This is a genomic window from Pseudoalteromonas ardens (assembly GCF_030125445.1).
Lineage (GTDB): Bacteria > Pseudomonadota > Gammaproteobacteria > Enterobacterales > Alteromonadaceae > Pseudoalteromonas > Pseudoalteromonas ardens.
This window is the reverse complement of record NZ_JASJUV010000004.1, coordinates 103,437-127,080: the sequence shown is the minus strand read 5'-3', so window position 1 is coordinate 127,080 and position 23,644 is coordinate 103,437. Positions and strand designations below refer to the sequence as shown.

General features: G+C 49.8%; 19 protein-coding genes. 5 read left to right on the top strand and 14 right to left on the bottom strand.

Features of this window, described 5'->3' with window-relative positions:
- Positions 1-7: 7 nt before the first annotated feature.
- Positions 8-658, bottom strand: a complete 651-nt coding sequence (locus QNM19_RS14295; protein WP_049866240.1) for a class I SAM-dependent methyltransferase — start codon at positions 656-658, stop codon at positions 8-10.
- Between the two features lie 648 nt (positions 659-1,306).
- Positions 1,307-1,939 (bottom strand): c-type cytochrome, encoded by a 633-nt coding sequence (locus QNM19_RS14290; RefSeq protein ID WP_010383752.1) that lies wholly within the window; start codon positions 1,937-1,939, stop codon positions 1,307-1,309.
- Positions 1,940-2,309: 370 nt separating this feature from the next.
- Between QNM19_RS14290 and yihA the strand changes: the two genes are divergently transcribed.
- Positions 2,310-2,954 (top strand): ribosome biogenesis GTP-binding protein YihA/YsxC, encoded by a 645-nt coding sequence (gene yihA, locus QNM19_RS14285; RefSeq protein WP_049866241.1) that lies wholly within the window; start codon positions 2,310-2,312, stop codon positions 2,952-2,954.
- A 34-nt stretch (positions 2,955-2,988) separates the two neighbouring features.
- On the opposite strand, the gene QNM19_RS14280 is transcribed toward yihA, so the two are convergent.
- The 3 genes from QNM19_RS14280 to polA all read right to left on the bottom strand — a co-directional run bounded on the left by QNM19_RS14280 (position 2,989) and on the right by polA (position 7,277).
- Entirely contained in the window at positions 2,989-3,519 is a 531-nt protein-coding gene (locus QNM19_RS14280) for a DUF1285 domain-containing protein (RefSeq protein ID WP_049866242.1), read from the bottom strand.
- Positions 3,512-4,075, bottom strand: coding sequence for a YceI family protein (locus tag QNM19_RS14275; protein ID WP_049866243.1), 564 nt, complete (start codon positions 4,073-4,075; stop codon positions 3,512-3,514). Before QNM19_RS14275 ends, QNM19_RS14280 begins: the two co-directional genes overlap by 8 nt.
- 448 nt (positions 4,076-4,523) lie before the next feature.
- Positions 4,524-7,277 carry a DNA polymerase I gene (gene polA, locus QNM19_RS14270; protein WP_049866244.1) on the bottom strand — a complete coding sequence of 918 codons (2,754 nt, stop codon included), beginning with the start codon at positions 7,275-7,277 and terminating at the stop codon, positions 4,524-4,526.
- Positions 7,278-7,711: 434 nt separating this feature from the next.
- On the opposite strand from polA, the gene elbB reads away from it, so the two are divergent.
- From elbB to QNM19_RS14255, 3 genes are all read left to right on the top strand, one after another.
- On the top strand, positions 7,712-8,362 hold the full coding sequence (elbB, locus tag QNM19_RS14265; protein WP_284026837.1) for an isoprenoid biosynthesis glyoxalase ElbB: 651 nt from the start codon (positions 7,712-7,714) through the stop codon (positions 8,360-8,362).
- A 236-nt stretch (positions 8,363-8,598) separates the two neighbouring features.
- Positions 8,599-8,988, top strand: a complete 390-nt coding sequence (locus tag QNM19_RS14260) for a c-type cytochrome (RefSeq protein WP_010383759.1) — start codon at positions 8,599-8,601, stop codon at positions 8,986-8,988.
- A 170-nt stretch (positions 8,989-9,158) separates the two neighbouring features.
- On the top strand, positions 9,159-11,732 hold the full coding sequence (locus QNM19_RS14255) for a sensor domain-containing diguanylate cyclase (RefSeq protein WP_284026836.1): 2,574 nt from the start codon (positions 9,159-9,161) through the stop codon (positions 11,730-11,732).
- Here the strand turns inward: QNM19_RS14255 and rep are convergent.
- Positions 11,729-13,741, bottom strand: a complete 2,013-nt coding sequence (gene rep, locus QNM19_RS14250; RefSeq protein ID WP_284026835.1) for a DNA helicase Rep — start codon at positions 13,739-13,741, stop codon at positions 11,729-11,731. The genes QNM19_RS14255 and rep overlap by 4 nt on opposite strands.
- 127 nt (positions 13,742-13,868) lie before the next feature.
- Between rep and ubiK the strand changes: the two genes are divergently transcribed.
- The gene (gene ubiK / locus QNM19_RS14245) at positions 13,869-14,141 is read left to right on the top strand and encodes a ubiquinone biosynthesis accessory factor UbiK (RefSeq protein ID WP_049866620.1); all 273 of its coding nucleotides are present in this window, start codon (positions 13,869-13,871) and stop codon (positions 14,139-14,141) included.
- Positions 14,142-14,144: 3 nt separating this feature from the next.
- Here ubiK and can read toward each other — a convergent pair whose 3' ends face one another.
- The 8 genes from can to ilvG form a co-directional block, all read right to left on the bottom strand.
- Positions 14,145-14,813, bottom strand: a complete 669-nt coding sequence (can, locus tag QNM19_RS14240; protein WP_049866621.1) for a carbonate dehydratase — start codon at positions 14,811-14,813, stop codon at positions 14,145-14,147.
- Positions 14,814-14,822: 9 nt separating this feature from the next.
- Complete coding sequence (locus QNM19_RS14235; protein WP_284026834.1) at positions 14,823-16,016, bottom strand: methyltransferase; 1,194 nt, start codon at positions 16,014-16,016, stop codon at positions 14,823-14,825.
- A 75-nt stretch (positions 16,017-16,091) separates the two neighbouring features.
- Positions 16,092-17,147, bottom strand: a complete 1,056-nt coding sequence (locus QNM19_RS14230) for an ABC transporter substrate-binding protein (protein WP_049866279.1) — start codon at positions 17,145-17,147, stop codon at positions 16,092-16,094.
- A 62-nt stretch (positions 17,148-17,209) separates the two neighbouring features.
- A complete protein-coding gene (gene ilvA / locus QNM19_RS14225; RefSeq protein ID WP_049866278.1) occupies positions 17,210-18,754 on the bottom strand; it encodes a threonine ammonia-lyase, biosynthetic in 1,545 nt (514 codons plus the stop codon).
- A 2-nt stretch (positions 18,755-18,756) separates the two neighbouring features.
- Positions 18,757-20,613, bottom strand: a complete 1,857-nt coding sequence (gene ilvD, locus QNM19_RS14220) for a dihydroxy-acid dehydratase (RefSeq protein ID WP_284026833.1) — start codon at positions 20,611-20,613, stop codon at positions 18,757-18,759.
- Positions 20,614-20,722: 109 nt separating this feature from the next.
- Positions 20,723-21,646 (bottom strand): branched-chain amino acid transaminase, encoded by a 924-nt coding sequence (locus tag QNM19_RS14215; RefSeq protein ID WP_049864097.1) that lies wholly within the window; start codon positions 21,644-21,646, stop codon positions 20,723-20,725.
- Between the two features lie 18 nt (positions 21,647-21,664).
- A complete protein-coding gene (ilvM, locus tag QNM19_RS14210) occupies positions 21,665-21,904 on the bottom strand; it encodes an acetolactate synthase 2 small subunit (protein WP_010383772.1) in 240 nt (79 codons plus the stop codon).
- A 28-nt stretch (positions 21,905-21,932) separates the two neighbouring features.
- On the bottom strand, positions 21,933-23,588 hold the full coding sequence (gene ilvG / locus QNM19_RS14205) for an acetolactate synthase 2 catalytic subunit (RefSeq protein WP_049864122.1): 1,656 nt from the start codon (positions 23,586-23,588) through the stop codon (positions 21,933-21,935).
- Between the last annotated feature and the right edge of the window lie 56 nt (positions 23,589-23,644).

The following is a 23,644-nucleotide window of genomic DNA, read 5'->3' as shown; positions in this document are numbered from 1 at the left end:
TTCTTCGCTATCGCTTAGTCAAAATGATGACATCATTGCCGATCACTTCAACCTGGGTATTAAATTGCTCTGCAATATAGGCAAATGTCTCCCGACTAAAAAACGCAATATGGGTTTGATCGTTTTTGTAGTGCCAGGTTGCAAAGCGTGCCTGATCTATTACCAGTTTCGTCATCAATGCTAACGGAGCACCAGGTTTCAACATGGTTAACAGCCTACGCAACACTGTGCCTGGCTGAGCCAGATGCTCGATCACTTCACTACATGTGATAAAGTCATACTGCTGGTCCAGCACTTTGGGATCATCGGCATAGTATAAATCATAGACGGCCATCCGGTGTCCCGCCTCGGTCAGCATTTTTGCCAGTAAAGGGCCCGGACCACAGCCGAAGTCCAACCCGGATTGCGCAGCTGGCAAGCGGGCACACAACGGCTCAGCCAATCGGGATAAAAACCGTCTGTAACCAGGATCCGTCAGGCTATTTTCATGGCTGTCGTAAATGGCTTTTTCCTGCTCAGCGCTCAATCGCTGTTCGGGGGAGACAGATACCAGCTTGCAGCGCTGACACTGCCAGTAGTCTCTGAATTTGTCCTGATGGTAATGCGTCAGTGAGTCGCCTTCACAAAGGCCGCAACGCCATGACTGAGGATTTTGCAACTGAGATAAACCGAAATGCCTTAAAAGCCGTATTGTAACAGCAATCAATTAGTGAACAAATATGCACGAAAAAATAAAAAAGCGGCAGAGATTGCTCTCTACCGCTTACTAATCTGAGCGTCACAAACTGGACACTTCTCCCTTCGACTTTTAAGTCATTGTTATTTTTATTGTGGTATCTTCCGTTTTGTTTTTGTTGTCACTTCCGTGAACACTTTCCATATTGTTATTGTTATCAAACTTCCAATGCATTTTTTATTGTCGGTCTTCCTGACACTTTCTTAATCATCCTGTGTATTCACAACTGAATACTTAACTCTGCCACCGACGCTTCCGATACGAATTGTCCCTGTTTTTGTATTATCTGGCGACAACGAATAATCTACGCCGATCTGAAACAGTTACAACTAAACAATAACAAAATTATTACCTGAATATTTTGAAACAACATCAAACCAATTTTATTACAATAGGTTACAACTAAACACAAAATGAAATTAAGTCAAGTCGTACAGATCGTATAGGTACATATCCTACATCATCATTGAGATATATCTCACAATCCGAGATCAAAAAAAGGCAGCTCAGTTGCTGCCTTTTTTACAATACCCAACGTTTACACTGGGTTAGTTTTTCGTCTATACGACTTTAGTGCAGGCCACCCAAGTACTTAGATAATACTTCGATGTCTTTGTCAGTCAGTTTCTTTGCGATATCGCTCATCATACCATTTGGATCGTTGTTACGATCGCCGCTACGGAACTTTTCAAGCTGTGCCTTGATGTACTCAGGGTGCTGGAATGAAATTTTCGGGAACTTAGACAGTGACGTGCCGTTACCACGTGGACCGTGACACGCAGCACAAGACGGAATACCGCGCTCTGCATCACCGGCAGTGTAAAGCTTTTGGCCAACTTCAACTACATCCTCTGGTGTAGTACCTGAAGACATTGGCAGAGACGCAAAATATGCCGACAGATCTTTCATGTCCTGATCAGACAGTGGCATTGCCATACCGCTCATCACAGGATCCATACGCCCTTCTTTACCACCAGACGTCATGCCTAGCTTGAACTCTTTCAGTTGCTTATAAAGGTAGTCGGCATGTTGGCCGGCGATTTTCGGATACATAGTAACAGGAGCATTGCCATCCGGACCGTGACACGCCGCACAGGTTGCAGCTTTTGCTTTACCGGCTTGCGCATCGCCATCAAATGCCGCGACGTTGCTGGCTGACAAGGACCCTAGCAACATAGTTAAAGTTAATGCTATTTTTTTCATGGTAAATTCTCTGTTTCCGACCCTGTAATTTTGACCCCAGCCGAAAAAGCCTCGTTTCTTTTACTGCGTGGGCAAATCTTATTTGAGACCGACTGACCAAGCTTGCTAAATGTGCACTAATTGGCACAGCCAAAGTCAATGGACTCGAGTTTTACGTTGCAATTGCTACATTCTACACGATATTAATTTCTCTGGCACGTTTTCTGCTCACATTAAGCCCATAAATTATAGGGATTTGACCTGGATTAAGTTTCCCATCCAGGGCATAGCGCAAAAACTCACCCAGGGTGAAGATTTTATCGGCTTTTGCTTTAGCAACCAAGTATAATAAAATAGACAATAATGAGATCAATCCCCTTGAGGAGTCGAAGTGCTAAAATCCCGCATGCCGTATAACCGTGCTCAGTTTGTAACGAGTGCCCCAGATATTTCCCGATTACCCGCCGATACCGGTATTGAAGTAGCGTTTGCTGGACGCTCCAATGCGGGAAAATCCAGTGCACTGAATGCTCTGACTGATCAGAAACTGGCGCGGACCAGTAAAACGCCGGGCCGTACTCAGCTCATTAATACTTTCTCGCTCGACGAAGATAAACGCCTGATTGACCTGCCCGGTTACGGCTTTGCGAAAGTACCGCTTGAAATGAAGAAGAAGTGGCAAAAATCACTGGGCGAATACTTGCAAAAACGCCAGAGTTTGAAAGGTATCGTGGTCTTGATGGATATCCGTCACCCACTGAAAGACCTGGATATGGACTTAATCAACTGGGCCGCAGGTAGCGATATTCCGGTGCTGGCTCTATTAACTAAGGCCGATAAGCTCAAGCAAGGTAAGCGTAAAGCAGAGGTACTTCAGGTACGCAAAGCACTGGCAGAGCTCAATGCCGATATCACCGTCCATGCTTTTTCGTCGCTCAAAGGTCTGGGGCTCAAAGAACTTGCCTGGCAGCTGGACGACTGGTTCCTGGGGCCATACGTCAAAGAAGACGCAGAGCAGGACACCCCTTCGGCCTAATCATAAGGCTCACAGGCTGTGCCCCTGGCGCAGCCTAACCAATTACAAATGACGTATTTGCCGACGTCAACACAAACTCATCACCCCGAGACTGCGCCAACTCAGCCCACTGATAATAGACCGAACGACTAATTCGTGCCGATAAGCCATAATTGAGCATCAAATACGGGACTGGCTGACCCTGATAGGATTTAAGCACCAGGGGAAATTCACTGCAAACAGGCCATAACCGGCCCAGATTATCTTGTGCGATTAAAGTCGTCGACAAGCCCAAGGTTGGGGCCAGGTTGCAATACTGCCAGCTCACAATCACAAAGGGGCTATCAGCGACTTTTACCGGGCACGTCTCAGCGGGTGATTTGAGCAGGTACTGACCCTGCTCATAACACAACACACTGGCGAACAGCCTGACCAACCCTGCTCGGCTGATCGGCGCGCCGTCGTGAAACCAGCGACCTTGTGCATCAATTTCAAACGCGCCGACGCCACATTCATCCGCATGCCAGCGCCCGGTGGGGGCATGCTGCGTGACATAATGGTCGATCAGCGCCTCAATCTTACTCACTGAACACCAGATTAAACGTGACAGGTACCGCAGTGGCAATGGTATTCAGACCGGCAACCTTGCGCAGCGCTTCAATACCTGCATCCAGACCAAAATCGCGGCTGTTGATCAGTACGGCACGCAATGGGGTCACCTGAAGTTGCTGAGCGCCTTTGTTGACCACCAAATCAACATTCAATGTCGCAACCTGACCATGCAAAGCAAGCGTAACGGGCACTTTGCGAATGATCTGTGCGCCCGGCTTTAACGCTTTCAGATGCTGACTGACATTTGCAGTGATCTTGGCTTCAGGAAACTTAGCCACATTAAACAACATTTTTTGCATGCGCTCATTGCGGATCGGGATAAGGCTTTCAATGCTGCTCAGATCTAATCGCAAATCCAGTTCGCCGGCTTTATTAATCGAGCCTGTCAGTTGTTTAAAGTGGTGGTTTTCGGCAACACTGCCCGCCTTAATTGAAGTAAAGCTCACATCGCTGTGTGTTGCATCCAGTTGCCATGCCTGGGCAAACTGAGCGGACAAGCCAAGAACAGAGAAAAGAAGAGGTTTAAGCATGACGTATTCCTTGAGAATGAAAACGCTCATATTAACTGTATATCTTGAGCAGATGCAATGGCGGTGTCCCTAATAATAGCCTGACTTCTGGCGGGCTTATTTGCAGATTTCGGGATGAAATAAGAAGAGAAAAATCGGCTCGCACCATTCACATTGCGAGCCGTTATAGCAATCTGGGGAGAAGCTATCAATACACTGTATCTTCACTAGGAGAGATACATCATCAACAGGATGTCCTACAGGAAGAGGACGCGCGCACTGTAGCAAATCACTTAGGGGAAATAAACCATCAAAAGCAAGTTATGCGCCAATTTGATATTTTTTAAACATCAGGCTGCGCATTTTTACCTCTGAGTTACACCAGATACATTTGCAAGGCCCGCCATTACTGGGATCTGAGCAATAAAAAACACGGCCGAAGCCGTGTTTTTTTTACCAAAGAGGGAGGTTAGTGGGCTTGTTCCCAGTTGTCGCCATGGTCAGCTTCTACCAATAACGGAACATCCAACTCGGCTGCTTCACTCATGAGCTGACACACATGTTCGCTAAACTGCGCCACTTTGTCGGCTTTAACTTCAAAAACCAATTCATCGTGCACCTGCATCAGCAGTTTAATGTCACTGTCCTGCTGTGTTGCCAGCCACTGGGCCACTTTGATCATGGCCTTTTTAATGATGTCTGCGGCAGTACCCTGCATCGGGGCATTAATTGCAGCGCGTTCAGCCGCTTTACGACGTGCACCATTACGGGCTTTAATATCCGGCAGATACAAGCGTCGACCAAAGAGGGTTTCGACATAGCCCTGCTCGGCTGCCTTCTCGCGTGTTGATTCCATATACTCTAATACACCCGGGAAGCGCTCAAAGTACTTATCCATATAATGCTGTGCTTCGTGACGCGGAATATCCAGCTGTCTGGCCAGACCAAATGCACTCATGCCGTAGATCAGTCCGAAGTTCACCGCCTTAGCTTTACGACGCATGTCTGACGTCACGTCTTCGAGTGGCACAGAGAAAACCTCTGACGCAGTAGCACTGTGAACATCTTTGCCCTCAGCAAACGCTTTCAATAAGCCCGCGTCCTGAGACAGGTGTGCCATGATCCGCAGTTCAATCTGGCTATAGTCCGCAGCCATGATCACATGCTCCTGATCTGCCACAAAGGCCTGACGAATACGACGTCCGGCTTCGTTACGGATTGGAATGTTTTGCAAGTTTGGATCCGTCGAGCTGAGTCGGCCTGTTGCCGTCACAGCCTGATGATACGAGGTATGCACACGTTGTGTCTGTGCATTAACCATCTTAGGTAGCTTGTCGGTATAGGTCGATTTCAGCTTGGCCAGACCACGATGCTCGATGATCAGTTTCGGCAGTGGGTAATCATGAGCCAGCTCCTGCAAGACTTCTTCCGCTGTAGAAGGGGCACCTTTGGGTGTTTTCTTCAATACCGGCAGTTCAAGTTTATCGAACAAAATTGCCTGTAACTGCTTAGTAGAGCTAAGGTTAAACTCTTCTCCGGCCAGCTCGAAAGCTTCCTGTTCCAGCTCTTTTAGTCGCGTTTCAATGGTGTGACTTTGCTGCGCCAGCATATTGCTGTCGATTTTAACGCCCGTGCGTTCAATCTCAGACAATACACTGACCAAAGGCAACTCGATCTCTTCAAAGACGCTAACCAGCGTCGGATGTTGCTGTAATTGCGGCCATAAGTGCTGGTGCAGTCGCAAGGTAATGTCGGCATCTTCAGCGGCGTAAGGTGCCGCTTTATCAAGTTCAATCTGGTTAAAGGTCAGCTGGTTTTTCCCTTTGCCGGCAATCTCTTCAAAACTGATATTTTTATGGCCTAAGTATTTAAGTGCCAGCGAGTCCATATCATGGCGCGTGCCCACACTGTTAAAGACATAGGATTCCAGCATAGTATCAAAGGCAATCCCGTTAAGCTCCAAACCGGCACGTGCCAACACGCTCTTATCGTATTTGAGGTTTTGTCCGACCTTTTTATGTTTGGGATCCGCCAGGATCGGACCAATCAGCTCAAACACCAACGCCTTATCCAGCTGTTCAGGTGCGCCCATATAGTCATGACCCAATGGCAGATACGCAGCTTCACCTGCGGCAACCGCAAAGCTCATACCAACCAGTTCAGCCTCCATATAATCCAGACTGGTGGTTTCGGTATCAAAGGCAAACAGCTCAGCATCACGCAACTTGTCCAGCCAGCGCTCCAGTTGCTCACGCTCCAGAATAGTCTCATACTCAACCTCGACCGGTGGCGTCACCGATGACGCTTGCTCAGTATCAGCGGCCGTTTCTGGTGCACTTTGACCATCCAGCAACTCAGCAAGCCAGCGTTTGAACTCACACTGTCCATATAGCGTGATTAGCTGATCTTTATCCATCTCCTGGATCTTGAACTGTTCCAGGTCCTGCTCAACTTCACAGTCCAGCTTGATGGTCGCCAATTCATAGGATAATTTAAGCTGAGCTTCATTTTCGGTCAGTTTTTTCGACATGGTCTTAGAGCCACGGAAACCCAGGTCCGCGATTTTATCCAGGTTAGCGTAAAGCTCGTCAATCGACCCCAGCCCCTGAAGCATCGCCAGCGCGGTTTTTTCACCCACCCCAGGCACGCCCGGGATGTTATCCACCTTATCGCCCATCAGCGCCAGATAGTCGATGATCAATTCAGGTCCGATGCCAAATTTATCCACCACCCCTTGTGGGTCCAAAATGGTATTAGTCATGGTATTGATCAAAGTCACATGCTCATTGACCAGCTGAGCCATGTCTTTATCACCAGTGCTGATCAGTACATGTCTTTGTTGCTCAGACGCCAGACGGGAAAAGGTACCAATGACATCATCCGCTTCTACCCCTTCAATACTGACCAGAGGCAGGCCCATTGCACGAATAATATCGTGGATCGGCGCGATCTGGGTGCGCAGATCATCCGGCATAGGTGGACGATGGGCCTTATACTCACTGTACATCTCATTTCTGAAAGTTGGCCCTTTGGCATCAAACACCACAACCATATGGCTTGGCTGATATTGCTTGAGCAAGCTTTTCAGCATGTTGATGACACCATAGATGGCGCCTGTGGCTTCTCCTTTTGAGTTGGTCAGGTGCGGTGGCGCATGATAAGCGCGAAATAAGTACGACGAACCATCGACCAGGATCAGCGGGTTTTCAGGGATCTGAGACATAGTTATTGGGATCCTAAAATTGGAAGTTTTAAATCTGGGTTAGCATGCCATAAGGGCGAGCATAAAACGAGCCTGATACAATCCAAAACGGCTCATGAAAAATGGGGATGGCCTGTGGATAACTTTGTAGATAAACAGGGGCCATCGGCCCAAATCTCAAAAAAAGATCTAGGATTGAATTGTAAAACAATGAATATAAAAGGAAATTTCTTTTTACTCTTTTATATGCTTTAAGCTAAGATTGTGGACAGTGACTTTGGAGTCAGTTTACAGCCAGTGACTGAGTGGCTATAAATTCACCGCTTTTCCTCAGGCGGAGGCGTATACTAACACAAACGATCAAAGATCAAAGCAGATCCTTTATATTTTTTTCTTACAAGCCAAATGACAAAATTGCATATATTGAAATTTAAAGACCTTAAAAGGAGATCCCGATGAAACAAGTAGCGATCATTTTAAGCGGTTGTGGCGTCTTTGACGGTGCTGAGATCCATGAATCCGTGCTCACTATGCTACACCTTGAGCGCCAGGGCGCCCGTTATCAGTGCTTTGCACCAGATATTGAGCAGCACCATGTGATCAACCACCTCACCGGAGAAGAGCAGGATGAGCAACGCAATGTTCGAGTAGAAGCAGCACGTATTGCCCGTGGCGATGTGGCGTCACTGGACACACTCGATGCCAGTGCCTTTGACGCACTGATCTTACCCGGTGGTTTTGGTGTAGCCAAAAACCTCTCTGATTTTGCTTTCAAGGGAGCGCAATCCAGCATTCTGGCAGCGGTTAAAGAAAGCTGTCAGGCTTTTAACCAACTCGGAAAACCTATTGCTTATTTATGTATTGCACCCGCACTGATTGGTCATATCCATCCCGCAGGCACGCTGGCTACCATTGGCAATGATGAGGCTACCGCTCAGGCAGTTGAAGCCTTGGGTGCCAGCCACGTGAATTGTGGTGTCGCTGATATCGTGGTCGATGATACGCACAAAGTGATCAGTACACCGGCCTACATGCTGGCAGGCTCTATCAGTGAAGCATCCACAGGCATTGAAAAGGCCGTGCAAAAGCTACTTGAGTTCGCGTAAGCTGAAGTTAGGCGGTGGCATGCCGCCTACTCTGCGCTTAATGCTCAAAAAAGCAGCAAAATAGCTAAACTCCTCCTCACTTAACCCAGCGATTTTTTGCCCTAACGCAATAAATTTTATTTTTTAGTCGCTTATAATCAAGTTTACGTTTTATAAATTAGTTGGTGACGTTATAATCGGCTTAATTCCGTCATCCATCGTGATAGATCACGTTCAATTTGAAGTGAGCAAGGTAAATGAAGAAACTTTCAGCAGCACTGTTATTGCTATCTACTGCGGCAATCGCACAGCCATTCGACAATTCTTTAACTGAAGAAGCGATCAAGAAGCGTCTTGAGCCTGTCGGCTCGGTCTACCTGGCGGGTGCCGAAGATACTGCTGCCGCGGCCCCAACTGGCCCTCGTACAGGTGAGCAAGTGTATCAGGCTTCCTGTTTTGCTTGTCATGGCACAGGCGCACTGGGTGCACCAAAAACCGCTGATGACTGGGCACCACGTCTTGCTAAAGGCAACGACGTACTGCTAGACCACGCAATCAATGGTTTCAATGCCATGCCTCCTCGTGGTACCTGTATGGACTGTAGCGATGACGAAATTGCAGCAGCCATTGATTTTATGATTAAGTAAATAATCATCCGTTGGGGGTGAGCAATACACCCCCTACAATAGGCGTCTCTTGTCGCAAAGTTCACGACAAATATCACCATATTGTTATTAAAATTTTGCACTTGACCCCTCATTGTAAAAATGAAAATATAAGAACAATAAATAGACAATAACAACTCTTGGTTTCATCATTGGAAGATCCCAGCGTCTTAGTTCGCAAACTGACTCGGAAAAATCACCGTTTAGAGTCCTTGCTGAAAAAGTACAAACAACACTCTCACTTGCAGCATGCTCTGATCCAGTTATCCGAGCAGGCCAGCACAGTTGCGGAGTTGACGCTGCTATATCCCGCTATTCATAGCATTTTAGAGCAATACTTACCGAGCAAAAGCTTTTATGTTGTGCTGCAAAACCAGTTCACTCAGGGGCTGGAACTGTCTTATTTTGTCGATGAGAAAGACGGCATCTCAGTGCCGCTGCACGAAGCAAACCACTTCAGCCAGGGAATAACAGGCTACGTTTTTAAAAACCGACAAACTTTGTACCTCAAGCGTCAGCAGATGGAGCAAATGAGTGCACAAGGCCTGTTTAAAGCGCTGGGCACTCAGGCTGAACACTGGGTCGGTGTGCCTATTTTCCGCGAAAAAACCATTATCGGCGTCATGGTGTCCCAAAACTATGCGCCGGATCAGCATTACAGCGAGCAGCAGGTAGAACTGCTCGAAGTCATGTCCCTGTACCTGGCAACCGCCATTGAACGGGTAAAAAAGCGTGAGTTGTTAGAATCAGAAGTTAAAATTCGTACCCGTGCTCTAATGCAGAGTAACGAGGCACTCAATACTGAAATAGAGCAACGTAAACGGGCACTGGAACGCCAGCAAATCCTCTTTAAGATCGCGGAATTGGCGACTCAGTTCAGTGATATCGACGATGTATACCAGCAAGTTCACCAGATCATGCGGTCCATTACCTTTGCTGATAACCTGTTTATCGCATTGCATGACAAGGCCTCAGACTGGCTCAGCTTCCCGTACAGCGTGGATGAGATGACTCAGTACAAACCGCGTCCATTTGCCAATGGCTATAGCGAGTTAGTGATCACCACTGAACGCAGTCAACTGATAGACACTAAGCGGGCACAGGTATTGATCGACAATGAAATCGTCAAACGCCCGGACAATTATCAGCTACAAAACGCAGCAACCAGCTGGCTGGGCGCCCCGCTGAAAACCGCCAAAGGGGTCATCGGTCTCATTGCCTGCCAGGCATATAACCATGAGTACGAATATAATCACGAGGATGTTGAATTAATTTCATTTGTCTCGAATCAAATCGCCTCCGTGTTACAAACGCATCTCGCCAACCAGGCACTCAAAGCCAGTAATCTGGAACTGGAACATCGGGTCGCAGAAAAAACCAAAGAATTACGCCAGACCAATTTACATTTGCAAATGCAAATCGAGGAAAGAAAAAAGATTGAGCAGCAACTCTATCATGATGCCCACCATGACCCGCTGACGACGCTGCCCAACCGGTTGTTATTTTTGACCCAGCTGGAAAAAACCTTACAAAAGTACCAACGTTATCCGGACAATAATTTTGCTGTGCTGTTTATCGACCTGGATAAATTCAAGGACATCAACGATGAACTCGGGCATCAGGCGGGTGACCAGTTTTTAATCTGGGTCAGTAAAGCATTTTCAGAATGTATTCGTGAGCACGACTTATTAGCCCGTCTGGCGGGAGATGAGTTTGTGATCCTGCTGGATCATTTGAGCGATCGCCAGCAAGCGGAAGACGTTGCGAAACGCCTGATCAGAGTCATGCAACAGCCGTTCTGCATGAAAGGCCTGTGCATGCAAAGTGGTGCCAGTATTGGTATTACTTATAGCAACAAAGACTACAAAGATACCGATGAGATTATCCGCGATGCCGACGCCGCCATGTACTACGCTAAGAATGCCGGTCGCGGTCGTTATGAGTTTTATCACCCGCTACTCAGCGCAGCCAGCACACAAAGCAAACAAACGGAATATCATCACCTGAGTGCCCTGCCGATCCATTTTCGCAGCACTGAAATTGTGAATATGGCCAATCATGGTCAGCATATTGTGATGCTCGAAGCCTTTGGTGAACACCCGGTTCTGGGTAGCACCAGTTTCGATATCCTCAAGAAATTTGCCGCGGCGAAAGATGAGCAGCTAAAAATAGAAATGCAGTTGCTCAGTCAGGCACTCGAACAGGCCGGGCGCGTAGCCAAAGCGCACACTGCTGATGTGCTGTTTGCCTGCTCCTGTGCGATCCTGGAAAGCACCACCTTTGCAGAGCTGAAACAATTATTGAGTCAACACACCAGCCACCTGAGCCTACTGTTTGATGAAAGCGAAATCCGCTACGCGTCCAGCATGCAGCTCGAGAACCTCAAAGAGCTGTGCAGCCTGGGCATCGCCGTTGGCCTCAATGATTTTGCCAAAGATCGCTGCGATCTGGCGCTGCTCAGCCAAATTGATTTTAAATATCTGCTGCTCAGCTCAACATTCAGCAAACGGGTGCTGCAACAAAACAGCTATGATGTGCAATTGCAGGGGATCCTTGCGGTAACAGCCCTCAAAGCCATTCAGGTCATCGCCAAAGGTCCTGCGATCCTGAACTTCAGAAGTTTACTGGAACGTCACGGGCTGAGTTTATTTTTTGGTAAACAACAGAGCTTATCGGGCACTAAACCAAGCGAAGTGCCCTCCTCACACGAATCTCTGCCGCTTTAACGTTTCAGCATCGCACGCAGGTTCGCAACCCTGGCCTGACCTTTCTCCATACGTTCAGACTGTGATTGTACGGGTTTCTTGCCCTCACTTTGAATGTCATCTTGCGGCATTTCCTGAACAAACCGGCTGAGCTCAGGTGTGATCTGCTCACCAAACTGACGACGGCTTTTGGCATAGGTCATGGTCAACGTCTGTTGTGCACGGGTTACGCCCACATAAGCCAGACGCCGCTCTTCTTCAACATTGTCTTCATCGATGCTGGTCTGATGCGGTAGTAACCCTTCTTCCATTCCGACCATAAAGACATGGGGATATTCCAGACCTTTAGAGGCATGCAGCGTCAACAGTTGCACCGCATCGCTGTCATCTTCTTCTTCGTTGCGCTCCAACATGTCTCGCAGTGTCAGTTTGCTCACCACCTCAGGCAAAGTCATAGGTGGATTATCCGCATCGCCGGTCAGCATATCGCTGATCCAGCGATACAGTTCCGAGACGTTCTTCATGCGCATCTCGGCGGCTTTCGCGCTGGGCGATGACTCATACAAATAGGCTTCGTAATTGATCTCTCGCACCATGTCTTTAACCGCTTCGAGTGTGTCTCCCCGGGTTGCTCGGTCACTCAGTTCAACCACCCAACGGGCAAACCCCATCAACGCATTCAGACCGCGACCACTGAGGCGTTGCGGCAACTCAGGCTCAAAACACGCGGCAAATAAGCTGATGTGTTTATCGTTGGCCAGACTGCCGAGTTTCTCCAGAGTGACGGGCCCTATCTCACGTCGTGGCGTGTTGACGATCCGCAAAAAAGCATTGTCATCATCCTGATTTACCAGCAGCCGCAAATACGCCATGATGTCTTTGATCTCACTGCGGGCAAAAAACGACATGCCGCCGCTGATTTTATACGGAATGCGGTTCGCCATCAGGGCTTTTTCGAACACCCGCGCCTGATGGTTACCCCGATACAAAATGGCGTAATCACGATAGCTGGTCCGCTTCATAAACTTATGAGAAATGATCTCAGCGACGACCCGCTCGGATTCATGTTCTTCATCTCGGGTTGCAATCAAGCGTAGCGGATCCCCATAACCCAGTTCACTGAAAAGTTTTTTGTCGAATTCATGAGGGTTATTGGCGATCAGAATATTCGCCGCTTTCAGGATCCGCCCGGCACTACGATAGTTTTGTTCCAGCTTAATGAGGCGTAATCCTGGAAAATCTTTGCTCAGCAGCACCAGATTTTGTGGCTTGGCACCACGCCATGAATAAATGGACTGGTCGTCATCCCCTACCACAGTAAAGCGGGCGCGCTCGCCCACCAACAATTTTACCAGCTGATACTGGCTGGTGTTGGTATCCTGATACTCATCCACCAGCATATAACGAAAACGGGCCTGCCAGCGTTCACGTACTTCGACAGAACTGTTTAGCAATAAGGTGGGGATCATGATCAGATCGTCAAAATCTAACGCGTTATATGCTCTAAGCTGGGTCTGATAGCGGGCATAAAGCTGCGCAAATAACGCCTTTTGTGCCTCTCTAGCCTCTCGGATCGCCCGCTCTGGCTGGATCAGTTCATTTTTCCAGTTGCCGATCTGCATTTTTAGCTGGTTGAGCAGATCTTTGTCACGATCCAGCTCTTTTTCTGTCAATTCGGCCAATAACTGATTCGTATCCTGATCATCAAACAAGGAAAAGCCAGGTTTGTAACCCAACGTTTTCACTTCTTTTTTAATGATCTCCAGCCCCAGCGTATGAAAGGTCGATACCCACAGACCTTTGGCTTCTTGTTTGCCCAGCGTCTGTGACACCCGCTCACGCATCTCTTTGGCAGCTTTATTGGTAAAGGTCACCGCCGCAATGTTACGTGCCTTGTATTCACATTTTTGTACCAGATAAGCAATTTTATTGGTGATCACCCGGGTTTTTCCAGAGCCGGCACCGGCCAGTACCAGACAGGGTCCGCTGATATACTTAACAGCTTCATCTTGTTTCGGGTTCAGTTTCATATTCTGTGATCACCTTTAGTCAATAAGCTGCTAAGTTTACCGTAATGCTCAAGTGGATCCCAAGCGCTTTTAACCGGTGACCGCTTTAGGTAAGATAGAGACATTAATCAAGCTTAGAGGCCAGCCCATGATCAACCCAGCAAAAATTGAAGAAATCGCCAAGCAGATCTCCAGTAACATGCCACAAGGTGTGAAAAACCTTGCAGACACTTTTGAAAGCAAAACCAAACAAGCTATTCAGAATAAACTGGCAGAAATGGATTTTGTCAGTCGTGAAGAGTTTGATATTCAGAGCAAAGTACTGATCAAAACCCGTGAAAAACTCACCGAACTCGAAACCAAAGTGGCCGAACTAGAGGCTAAGCTGGCAGCACAAGACAGCGACCAGCCAGAACAGTAATTCCTACAACTGGTATCGCCTGGCCAGATCGACCAGGGCCCGTTCATAGTGCGCTGCCAGTTGCTCTTCCTGCTCAATCTGTGTATTGAGTTCCTTCAGCAAGCCATCCGCCAGACCATAAACCCAGCCATGAATGGTCAACTTTTGCCCCCGCGACCAGGCATCCTGCACCACATTAGTTCGACAGACGTTTCTGACCTGCTCTATCACATTCAGCTCACATAACGCATCGCAACGTTGATCAGGCTGTATTTCATTGAGCATCGCCTGGTGCATCTCTTTGACATCGCCGACATGGCGTAACCAGTTATCGATCAGGCCTAGACGGGCATCTTCCAGAGCAGCACGCACCCCACCACAGCCGTAGTGACCCACGACAAGCACATGTTCAACTTTCAGCACCTCAATGGCGTACTGCATCACAGACAAACAGTTATGATCGGTATGCACCACCACGTTGGCCACATTGCGGTGGACAAACAAGTCTCCCGGCATCAAATCAACAATCTGGTTGGCCGGCACCCGGGAGTCCGAGCAGCCAATCCACAGATAGTTGGGATTCTGTTGCATGGATAATTTGGCAAAAAACTCCGGGTTATTGGTCTGGGTCTGTTTCGCCCACTGGCGATTATTATTGAGCAGATGTTGCAGCTGACTGTCAGACTGGCACATGGTTTTTCCTTATTTTGCTGATTGACACCGTGTAGCCTGGATCAAAATATTTCTTGGCGTCAGTGATTTATGACAAAATTCCGAGAGGCTGACATCATACCCGGCCTGTTCAAGATATAACACCCTGTCGAGCACCAGCCACACTTCTATGGCGCGACGAAACGCATGACGTACCAGCTCGATGCGCTCAGTGATACGCTGACGTGCACGCCCTTGTGCCAGGTAATAGTCAGCATCAAAGTGTGCCGGTAAGTCTATCTGCTTTTGCTCAGCAGCCCAGTGACAGAAATCAACGAACGGCCCGGAAAAAATCGCTTTATTCACGGAGGGCACACTGAGGTACTGAGTATCGCCAGTCACATCACGACGCAGCGCATCAAAAGCCAGTCGCCACTGGACCTCTCGTTTACGTACTTTCGCGACTCTCCCTGGTGCAGTAACCGTCTCCTGCAACGCCAGCTTCATGTCACTGTGTGACAATTCCAAAGTACTATGCGCTGCAACGCCACTCATCGGCTGGTAGGTGGGCTCAGTAAACAGATGATAACAACAGGGTGACAGGCTGATCTGCTCGCACTGTGCGGCGCTCGCCTGCTCCATAAAGGTCTGATGTAACCGACCGCAGGCATGCAATGCAACAGCCTGCTGTCGTGGTCGAAAATACTGTGTGATCGGATCATTAAGTACATCGGCACAATGAAAGGTCATGGCCAACTTTTGTTGCTCGGCACTGTGCTGCCCTTGCTGACATAAAGCCGCCTGCAACTCAACACTGTCGACATGCTCCGCGCCCAGATAAGCCAACAGCCGGCCCAGGTGACCTTTACCCGCGCACCACTCCAGCACCGGCAGCTTTGGCTGATATACCTGAGCAACAAAGTCCTGTAACTGAGCCAACTTGCGGCCCTTGATGCCATTACTGAGCCAAAACGGAAACTCTGGTCGACTCGCAACGTCCAGCGACAGCGCCGTCAAAGTCGGGAGCGTTTGCAATGCCGGAATATAAGGTGCAAGAAACACTATCAGTGACTCAGGGTCCCGATCCAGAGCCGTCACGTCCTCATCACTCAGCGATAACAGCGCCTCTTCCAGATCTGGCCAGGGGATGTCGATATGATCAAATGCCAGTAATTGCCAGTAACGACGTGTGTCTGTGAGCAATGCATCCAGGGCTAAAAACTGAGAAGAAAAGGAACTGTGCATGCGGGCCACCGATACCGAACTAACTAAAGGGCGCTTATTGTATGCGCTTGCGCCCATCTCGCAAAGCACTGCCAGTCATTTTAAGGTAAAACGCCGGTGACGGAAGAAGATCAAATGTATGTACATGGGCACACAGATCACACCCACTATCGCCGCCAGGGTCAACATCCACGACCAGCTATCTTCTTCTTGATCCGGCTCAGTATAAAGAAACTGATGTTTTTGTTCATGAAAATCAGCAAGGTCGAGCCGATAAAGCTGAGCAATCCACAACCAGCGAGCCTGAGACATAGCACCCAGTGAAATGCCTGGCGCTTTGATAAAGGGCATCAGTTTATCGGCCTCGTTTGCCAGCGCAGAAATGCTCTTCGTGGTTGCATACTCAGCTTTAGTGACCGCCAGCGCTTCATCGGGGTTGCTCATGGCATAGCGCCAGCCCTGTAAGGAAGCGCGGCGAAATCGGGCGACGGTTTGCGGGCGATAATTCAAAACATCTTCCGAGGTAAATAAAATGTCCGCATAGACATTCAGACCAAAGTGCTTGGGGCAGATCTGCCGGGTCGCAATACCCTGTTGTGCCAGCTTAAAAGGTTCGTTTGAAATATAGACCTGCAATGCATCAAAGCGCCCGGCAATAAAATCCTTGATGGGTTCCAGCCCGGCATACAGGGGTAAGTGAGGGACATCTATCCCCGCCCGCTCCAGCATCACCACCAGTTCAGCCCCCTCAATTCGCCCAAGGTGGCTGATTTTTTTCCCCATGAAATCTTTCGGGACATAGATATCACTGTCGGCACGCACCATCCAGCAATAAGGAGAAGACTGGAAGATCGCGGCCAGGGCCACCAATGGCTTACCCTGTAAGCGCTGCTGTAAGATACCTGAGTGGGTTACGCCAAATTGCGCCTGACCTGACAACACTTTAAATTGCTCATCCGGGTTATCCGGATCGGCAGGCACGATTTTAACGTTTAACCCCTGCTGGCGATAAAAACCTTTGTTGAGGGCCATGTAATAACCGGCAAATTGAAACTGATGGGTCCATTTGAGTTGTAGTGTCACCTCTTCCAATGCGCTAAGCGCACTGCTCCACCACAGCGCAATGGCCAATACAAAGTGATGATAACTCATTGTGATACGCGCCCGGAGCCTGCCCTGATACAACTATAGAAGGCGCCGGACGGAATGCAAAACTAGCTGACGCGGCGATCCGCCTGCATCATGTCATGCTGAAGGTACTGCCTGAAACACGGATTGTCGGTCTCTTCCTGATACTGATAACCCAGACGCTGCAAATGCTCATCAAACCGGACACTGTCTTGTGCGCCCAGTTCAAACGCCGCCAGCACATTCCCCTGCGCGGCACCATGATTACGATAGTGAAACAGGGTAATGTTCCAGTTACTCCCTAAGGTCTCTAAAAAGCGCGCTAAAGCGCCGGGATATTCTGGAAACTCGAAGCGAAATAACCGCTCACTCAATGCCACCGGCGGCTTGCCACCAACCATATAGCGGATATGTAACTTAGCAAGCTCGTTGTCGGACAAGTCAGTAAATTGGTAATTCGCTTCAGTCAGGCTGGTTTTAAGCTCCTGTAACTCCTGTTCACCGCCACGTAAACCGACCCCCGCAAAGATCTGTGCGGTATCGCCACCGGCGTAACGATAATTAAACTCCGTGATTGCGCGGCCAGACAAGCTGTGACAAAAGCGTTTAAAGCTGCCTTTGGATTCCTCTATGGTCACACCCAACAGGGCTTCACTGCGAGCACCCAGTGCCGTGCGCTCAGCAATATACCGTAAGCGGTCAAAATTCAGGTTCGCGCCGGACAACACAGCAGCCAGTGTTAAGCCCCGCTCGTCGCGCTCCTGACACCACTTTTTAAGCCCGGCCGTGGCCAGTGCTCCGGAAGGCTCTGCGATGGCGCGGGTTTCAACGAAAATATCCTGTACCGCAGCACAAATTTCGTCTGCACTGACCGTAACCACGTCATCACAGAATTGCTCAGCAAGACGAAAAGTCTCACTGCCAATGCGTTTCACCGCCACACCGTCAGCAAAACTGCCGACCCGCTCCAGCTCCACCGGACGCCCGGCTTCCATCGCAGCCTTCAGGCAGGCGCTTTCTTGCGCTTCCACACCAATCACCCGGATCTCCGGACGCAAAGACTTGATATAAACCGCCATCCCAGCTAGCAAACCACCGCCGCCCACGGGAATAAAGACCACATCCAAATGATGAAGTTGCTGCATCAGCTCTCGTGCGACGGTGCCCTGACCTATGATCACCTCTTTGTCATCGAACGGTGGCACAAACACGCCCCCTTGTGACTGACACAAGGACTGCGCATACTCCTGAGCAGCATCAAAGTGATGACCATGCAGTACCACTTCGCCTCCCTGATTACGCACTGCATTGACTTTGATCTCGGGTGTCGTGACTGGCATCACAATGATGGCGCGATGGCCCAGGTGTGCGGCGCTCAATGCCACCCCCTGCGCATGATTACCAGCGGATGCCGTAACGACCAAACTGCCAGTAGGAAGTTTGCTCAGCTTGTTGTATGCCCCACGCAGCTTGAATGAATAAACAGGTTGTTGGTCTTCGCGCTTGAGCCAGATCTGATGTCCGAGCCGGGCCGAAAGCCCGCTCAGCTCGCTGACCTCGGTTTCCCGGACCAGCGGCGAGACATTGGCCTGCACAACAGCACGAAAATAATCGAGCTCTTTTGCCACCATAGTTAACTCAATGCCTCCAGCTTTTCAAAATCGCGTACTGCACCTTTGTCAGCACTGGTTGCTAATAAGGCGTAAGCTTTCAAAGCCGGGCTGACATAGCGCTGACGATCTAATGGCTTATAAGCCATTTTACCACGTGCTGCCTGCTGTGCTTTGCGTGCCTCAAGTTGCTGTTCATCCAGTAAGACGTCGATGCTGCGTGCGGGAATATCAATGCGGATGGTATCGCCATTTTCTACCAGTGCCAGCGCGCCCCCACTGGCCGCTTCAGGAGAGGCATGGCCTATCGACAAACCAGACGTGCCGCCGGAGAAGCGACCATCCGTCAACAAGGCACAGTCTTTATCTAGCCCCATAGATTTGAGGTAGCTGGTCGGATACAACATTTCCTGCATCCCAGGTCCACCTTTCGGGCCTTCGTAGCGGATCACCACGACATCGCCCTTTTTCACCTTGCCACCGAGGATCCCTTCAACCGCATCGTCCTGAGATTCAAACACCACAGCTGTGCCCTCAAAGCGCAGCATGTCGTCTTCTACCCCCGCACTTTTAACGATACACCCGTCCAATGCCAGGTTGCCGGTCAACACAGCTAGTCCGCCATCCTGACGAAATGCATGTTCAACACTGCGAATACAGCCGCCCTCGCGGTCCAGATCCAGCTCGTCCCAGCGACATTCCTGACTCATTGCTTGGGTGGTACGTACGCCGGCGGGACCAGCACGATAGAAAGTTTGCGCCCGCTCATTGGCCGGATCGGTCGCATCCCAACGCTTAATGACCTCACCCAGCGTGCCACCTGCAACATGGCCCACCGCCAGGTCGAGTTTGTCAGCTTTAGCCAGTTCATTGAGGATAGCCATAATGCCACCGGCCCGGTGAACATCTTCGATATGGTACTGCTGGGTTGCCGGTGCCACTTTACACAGGAAAGGAGTTGTGCGAGATAAGCGGTCAATGTCAGCCATATCGAACTCAACTCCCCCTTCTATTGCAGCCGCGAGCAGGTGCAACACCGTATTAGATGAGCCACCCATTGCAATATCTAAGGTCATCGCATTGGTAAACGCGGCCTGATTCGCAATGTTACGCGGCAGTGCCGCCTCATTGTCTTTGCCATAATACTCATCACACAACGCCAGGATACGCTTTGCTGCGCCTTCATATAAGAAACGGCGATCGGCATGCGTGGCCAGTGTGGTGCCATTGCCCGGCAATGCCAGTCCCAGCGCTTCCAATAAACAATTCATTGAGTTAGCCGTGAACATCCCGGAGCAAGACCCACAAGTTGGACAGGCTGAACGCTCCACTTTATCTGAGTCTTCATCACTGACACTGGGATCGGCCCCTTTGACCATGGCATCGACCAGGTCCAGTTTAATGTCGATATCAGCCAGACGCGTTTTGCCCGCTTCCATTGGCCCGCCTGAGACAAAGATCACCGGGATATTCAACCGCAGTGCCGCCAGCAGCATCCCCGGGGTGATCTTATCGCAGTTTGAAATACACACCATGGCATCTGCACAATGCGCATTGACCATATATTCTACAGAATCAGCAATGAGATCTCGCGACGGCAAGGAATACAACATGCCGCCATGGCCCATCGCAATGCCATCATCAATGGCAATGGTATTAAATTCGCGCGGCACACCGCCGGCTTCCCGGATAGCGTCCGCCATCAATTCGCTGAGTTGGTTGAGGTGCACATGCCCGGGCACAAACTGGGTATACGAGTTCACCACCGCCACAATGGGCTTATGAAAATCACTGTCAGTCATACCGGTGGCGCGCCATAGTGCACGGGCGCCTGCTTGTTGTCTGCCTTCAGTGGTTGTTTTGCTGCGTAACTTTGCCATGTTGACCCCTTTTCCAGTTTGCGTTGCCCCATCTGGCAACGGCTTTCCTCATTCCAAAATATGTATGCCGGACCAGTCAGCCCGGCGTGTAAGCACTAATGTGCCGGTTTTATTCGTTTACGTAATCCAGCCAGCCTTGCAGATCCTCACTTTGTCCTTTAACCAGATCAAAGTAAGCCTGCTGCAATTCTGCGGTGATAGGTCCGCGCTGACCATCACCCACCTGGATCTGATCAACACTGCGTACCGGTACCACTTCAGCCGCAGTACCCACCATAAAGAACTCGTCTGCCAGATACAGACCCTCACGAGCGATTGGCTCTTCTCTGACTTCATAGCCACGCGCTTTAGCCAGATGCATGATGGTGTCACGAGTCAGGCCCGGCAAAATGCTCGCCGTGGTTGGCGGGGTATAGATGATGCCCTTACGGATCACAAACAGGTTCTCACCGGCGCCCTCACTAAGATAGCCGTTTACGTCCAGTGCGATCCCTTCAACATAGCCGTGGCGCTTGGCTTCTGCGGTGATCAACTGAGATGACAAATAGTTACCACCTGCTTTTGCGGCAGTTGGCATCGTATTCGGTGCCAGGCGCTGCCACGAGGAAACACATGCATCAACCCCATTTTCCAGGCTGCCTTCACCCAGATATGCACCCCACTCCATCGCCGCGACAGTGACCTCGGCCCGGTGTGATTTTGGATGCACCCCCAGACCAACGTGACCTAAAAAGGCAAATGGACGCAGATAAGCATTGGTGAAGCCATTTTTTGCCACCGCGTCTTTACACGCCTGCATGATCTCTTCCTGCGTGTAAGGGATCTCGATACGATAGATTTTGGCCGAATCAAATAAGCGCTGAATGTGATCCTTCAGACGGAAAATAGCCGGACCCTTTGGCGTATCGTACGCTCGGATCCCTTCAAATACGGAGCTACCATAATGAATGGCGTGACTGAGCACATGCGTGGTTGCTTGCTCATATGGGATCAATTCGCCGTTGTGCCAAATGTATTGTGAAGTTTGTGTCATTATTTAAAACCTTATTTATTATATTGCCTGCTGTAGTGTGTGCAGATCGACTGATTGCACTTCAACAAGCTTATTTAATTGTGACGTCAATAGATAGATAGGTTTGTCACTATCTACTGTCATTTTGACGTGAAATAACTCTTCGTGGCCCTGGAGCTCCAGTTGCGTCAGGCGAAACCCGCGATGACGGGCGACGCGCAAAAAACGCTCGACTGCGATGGCTTGATTGTTTACCGCTACGGTGAGTTGATGTTTCATGGTATTCGCTCCGTCAAAGGAAATAAGTTTAGTTTTGCTGCTGCGATTGCGTCAGCATTTCATGATTAGCCGCGCCTGGCGGTACCAATGGCCAGACGTTTTCTTTGTCATCGATGCAAGCGTGCAATATATAAGGCCCTGTGGAAGCCAATAGTGCATCAACTGCACCATCGACTTCATCGGCACGGGTGATGGTCTGCCCTGGGATCCCAAACACAGCCGCCAGTTGTACAAAATCCGGATTGTCTGACAAATTGGTCTCACTGTAGCGGCCATCGAAAAAGAGCTGCTGCCACTGGCGTACCATACCCAAACGCTGGTTATCGAGAATGACAATTTTGACCGGTAAGTTATTGCGTCGTATGGTTGCCAGCTCTTGAATATTCATCATGATGGAGCCATCACCAGAGACCGTGATCACCATGTCATCAGGCCGGGCAACCTGGGCACCGATGGCTGCCGGTAAACCGAACCCCATAGTCCCGGCTCCCCCACTGCTCAAATGGTTACTTGGGTGACTAAAGCGCATATGTTGTGCCACCCACATCTGGTGCTGACCCACATCGCAACACACCACTCCAGTATCCGGCATCAAACGGCTCAGGCGATTGAGCAAATAAGGCGCGAATACTTTGTCGCCGGGGTAGTCGTAGCGCCAGGCGTGTTGCTCAGCCAGTGCGCTGATATGAGCACGCCACGGCGCCGGGGCCAGTTCGCCCTGCAATAAAGGCAGCGACACTTTCAAATCGGCGATCAAAGAAGCAGCCGCGGGTTTACGCTTACCGACTTCGGCCGGGTCAATATCCAGGTGGATCACTTTGGCCGCAGCGGCAAACTTAGCCAGGTTACCGGTTACCCGATCGTCAAAGCGTGCACCGATACAAACCAGCAAATCAGATTCTTGCACTGCCAGATTAGCTGCCTGACCACCGTGCATTCCCAACATACCCAGGTCGTAGGCATAATCAGGTTTTACACTACCTAATGCTTTCAAAGTCGACACGGCTGGCATCTGTGTACGCTGCAAAAAGGCCATCAACTCGGCTTGCGCATCTGCACTGTGAACACCGCCTCCCACATAAGCAACCGGCTTTTTTGCCTGAGCTAACAACTCGTTGGCTTTGTCCAACTCAAAGCTCGACAGCGGAGTTGGCTGATGCGCTTCGGCCTGCCAACCATGAACAGGGACCTGTGCCTGTTGGATGTCTTTAGGGATATCAACCAGTACCGGGCCGGGCCGGCCCGACTGCGCAATGTGCATGGCCTCCTGCAGCACCTCAGCCAGGTCTTCACCCCGCTCGACCATAAAGCTGTGCTTGGTACAAGACAACGACATGCCCAGGACATCGACTTCCTGAAAAGCATCTGATCCAATCGCTGCGGTAGGCACTTGTCCGGTGATCGCAAGCAATGGCACTGAGTCCATCATGGCATCTGCCAGCGCCGTTACCAGATTGGTTGCGCCCGGACCTGAGGTAGCAAAACATACACCCAGCTTACCTGTACTTCTGGCGTAGCCAACCGCCGCGAAACCGGCGCCTTGCTCGTGACGCGTCAGGTAATGCTTCAGTGGCGCACCGTATAACGCATCGTAAATCGGCATGATGGCACCACCCGGATACCCGAATACTGAACTCACCCCTTGTTTTACTAACATGTCTATTACCAATTGTGCGCCTGTCATTGTTTTGCCCATTGCCCTTTGTCTTTGAATTTGGCCCTAAAACGAAAAAGCCCCCC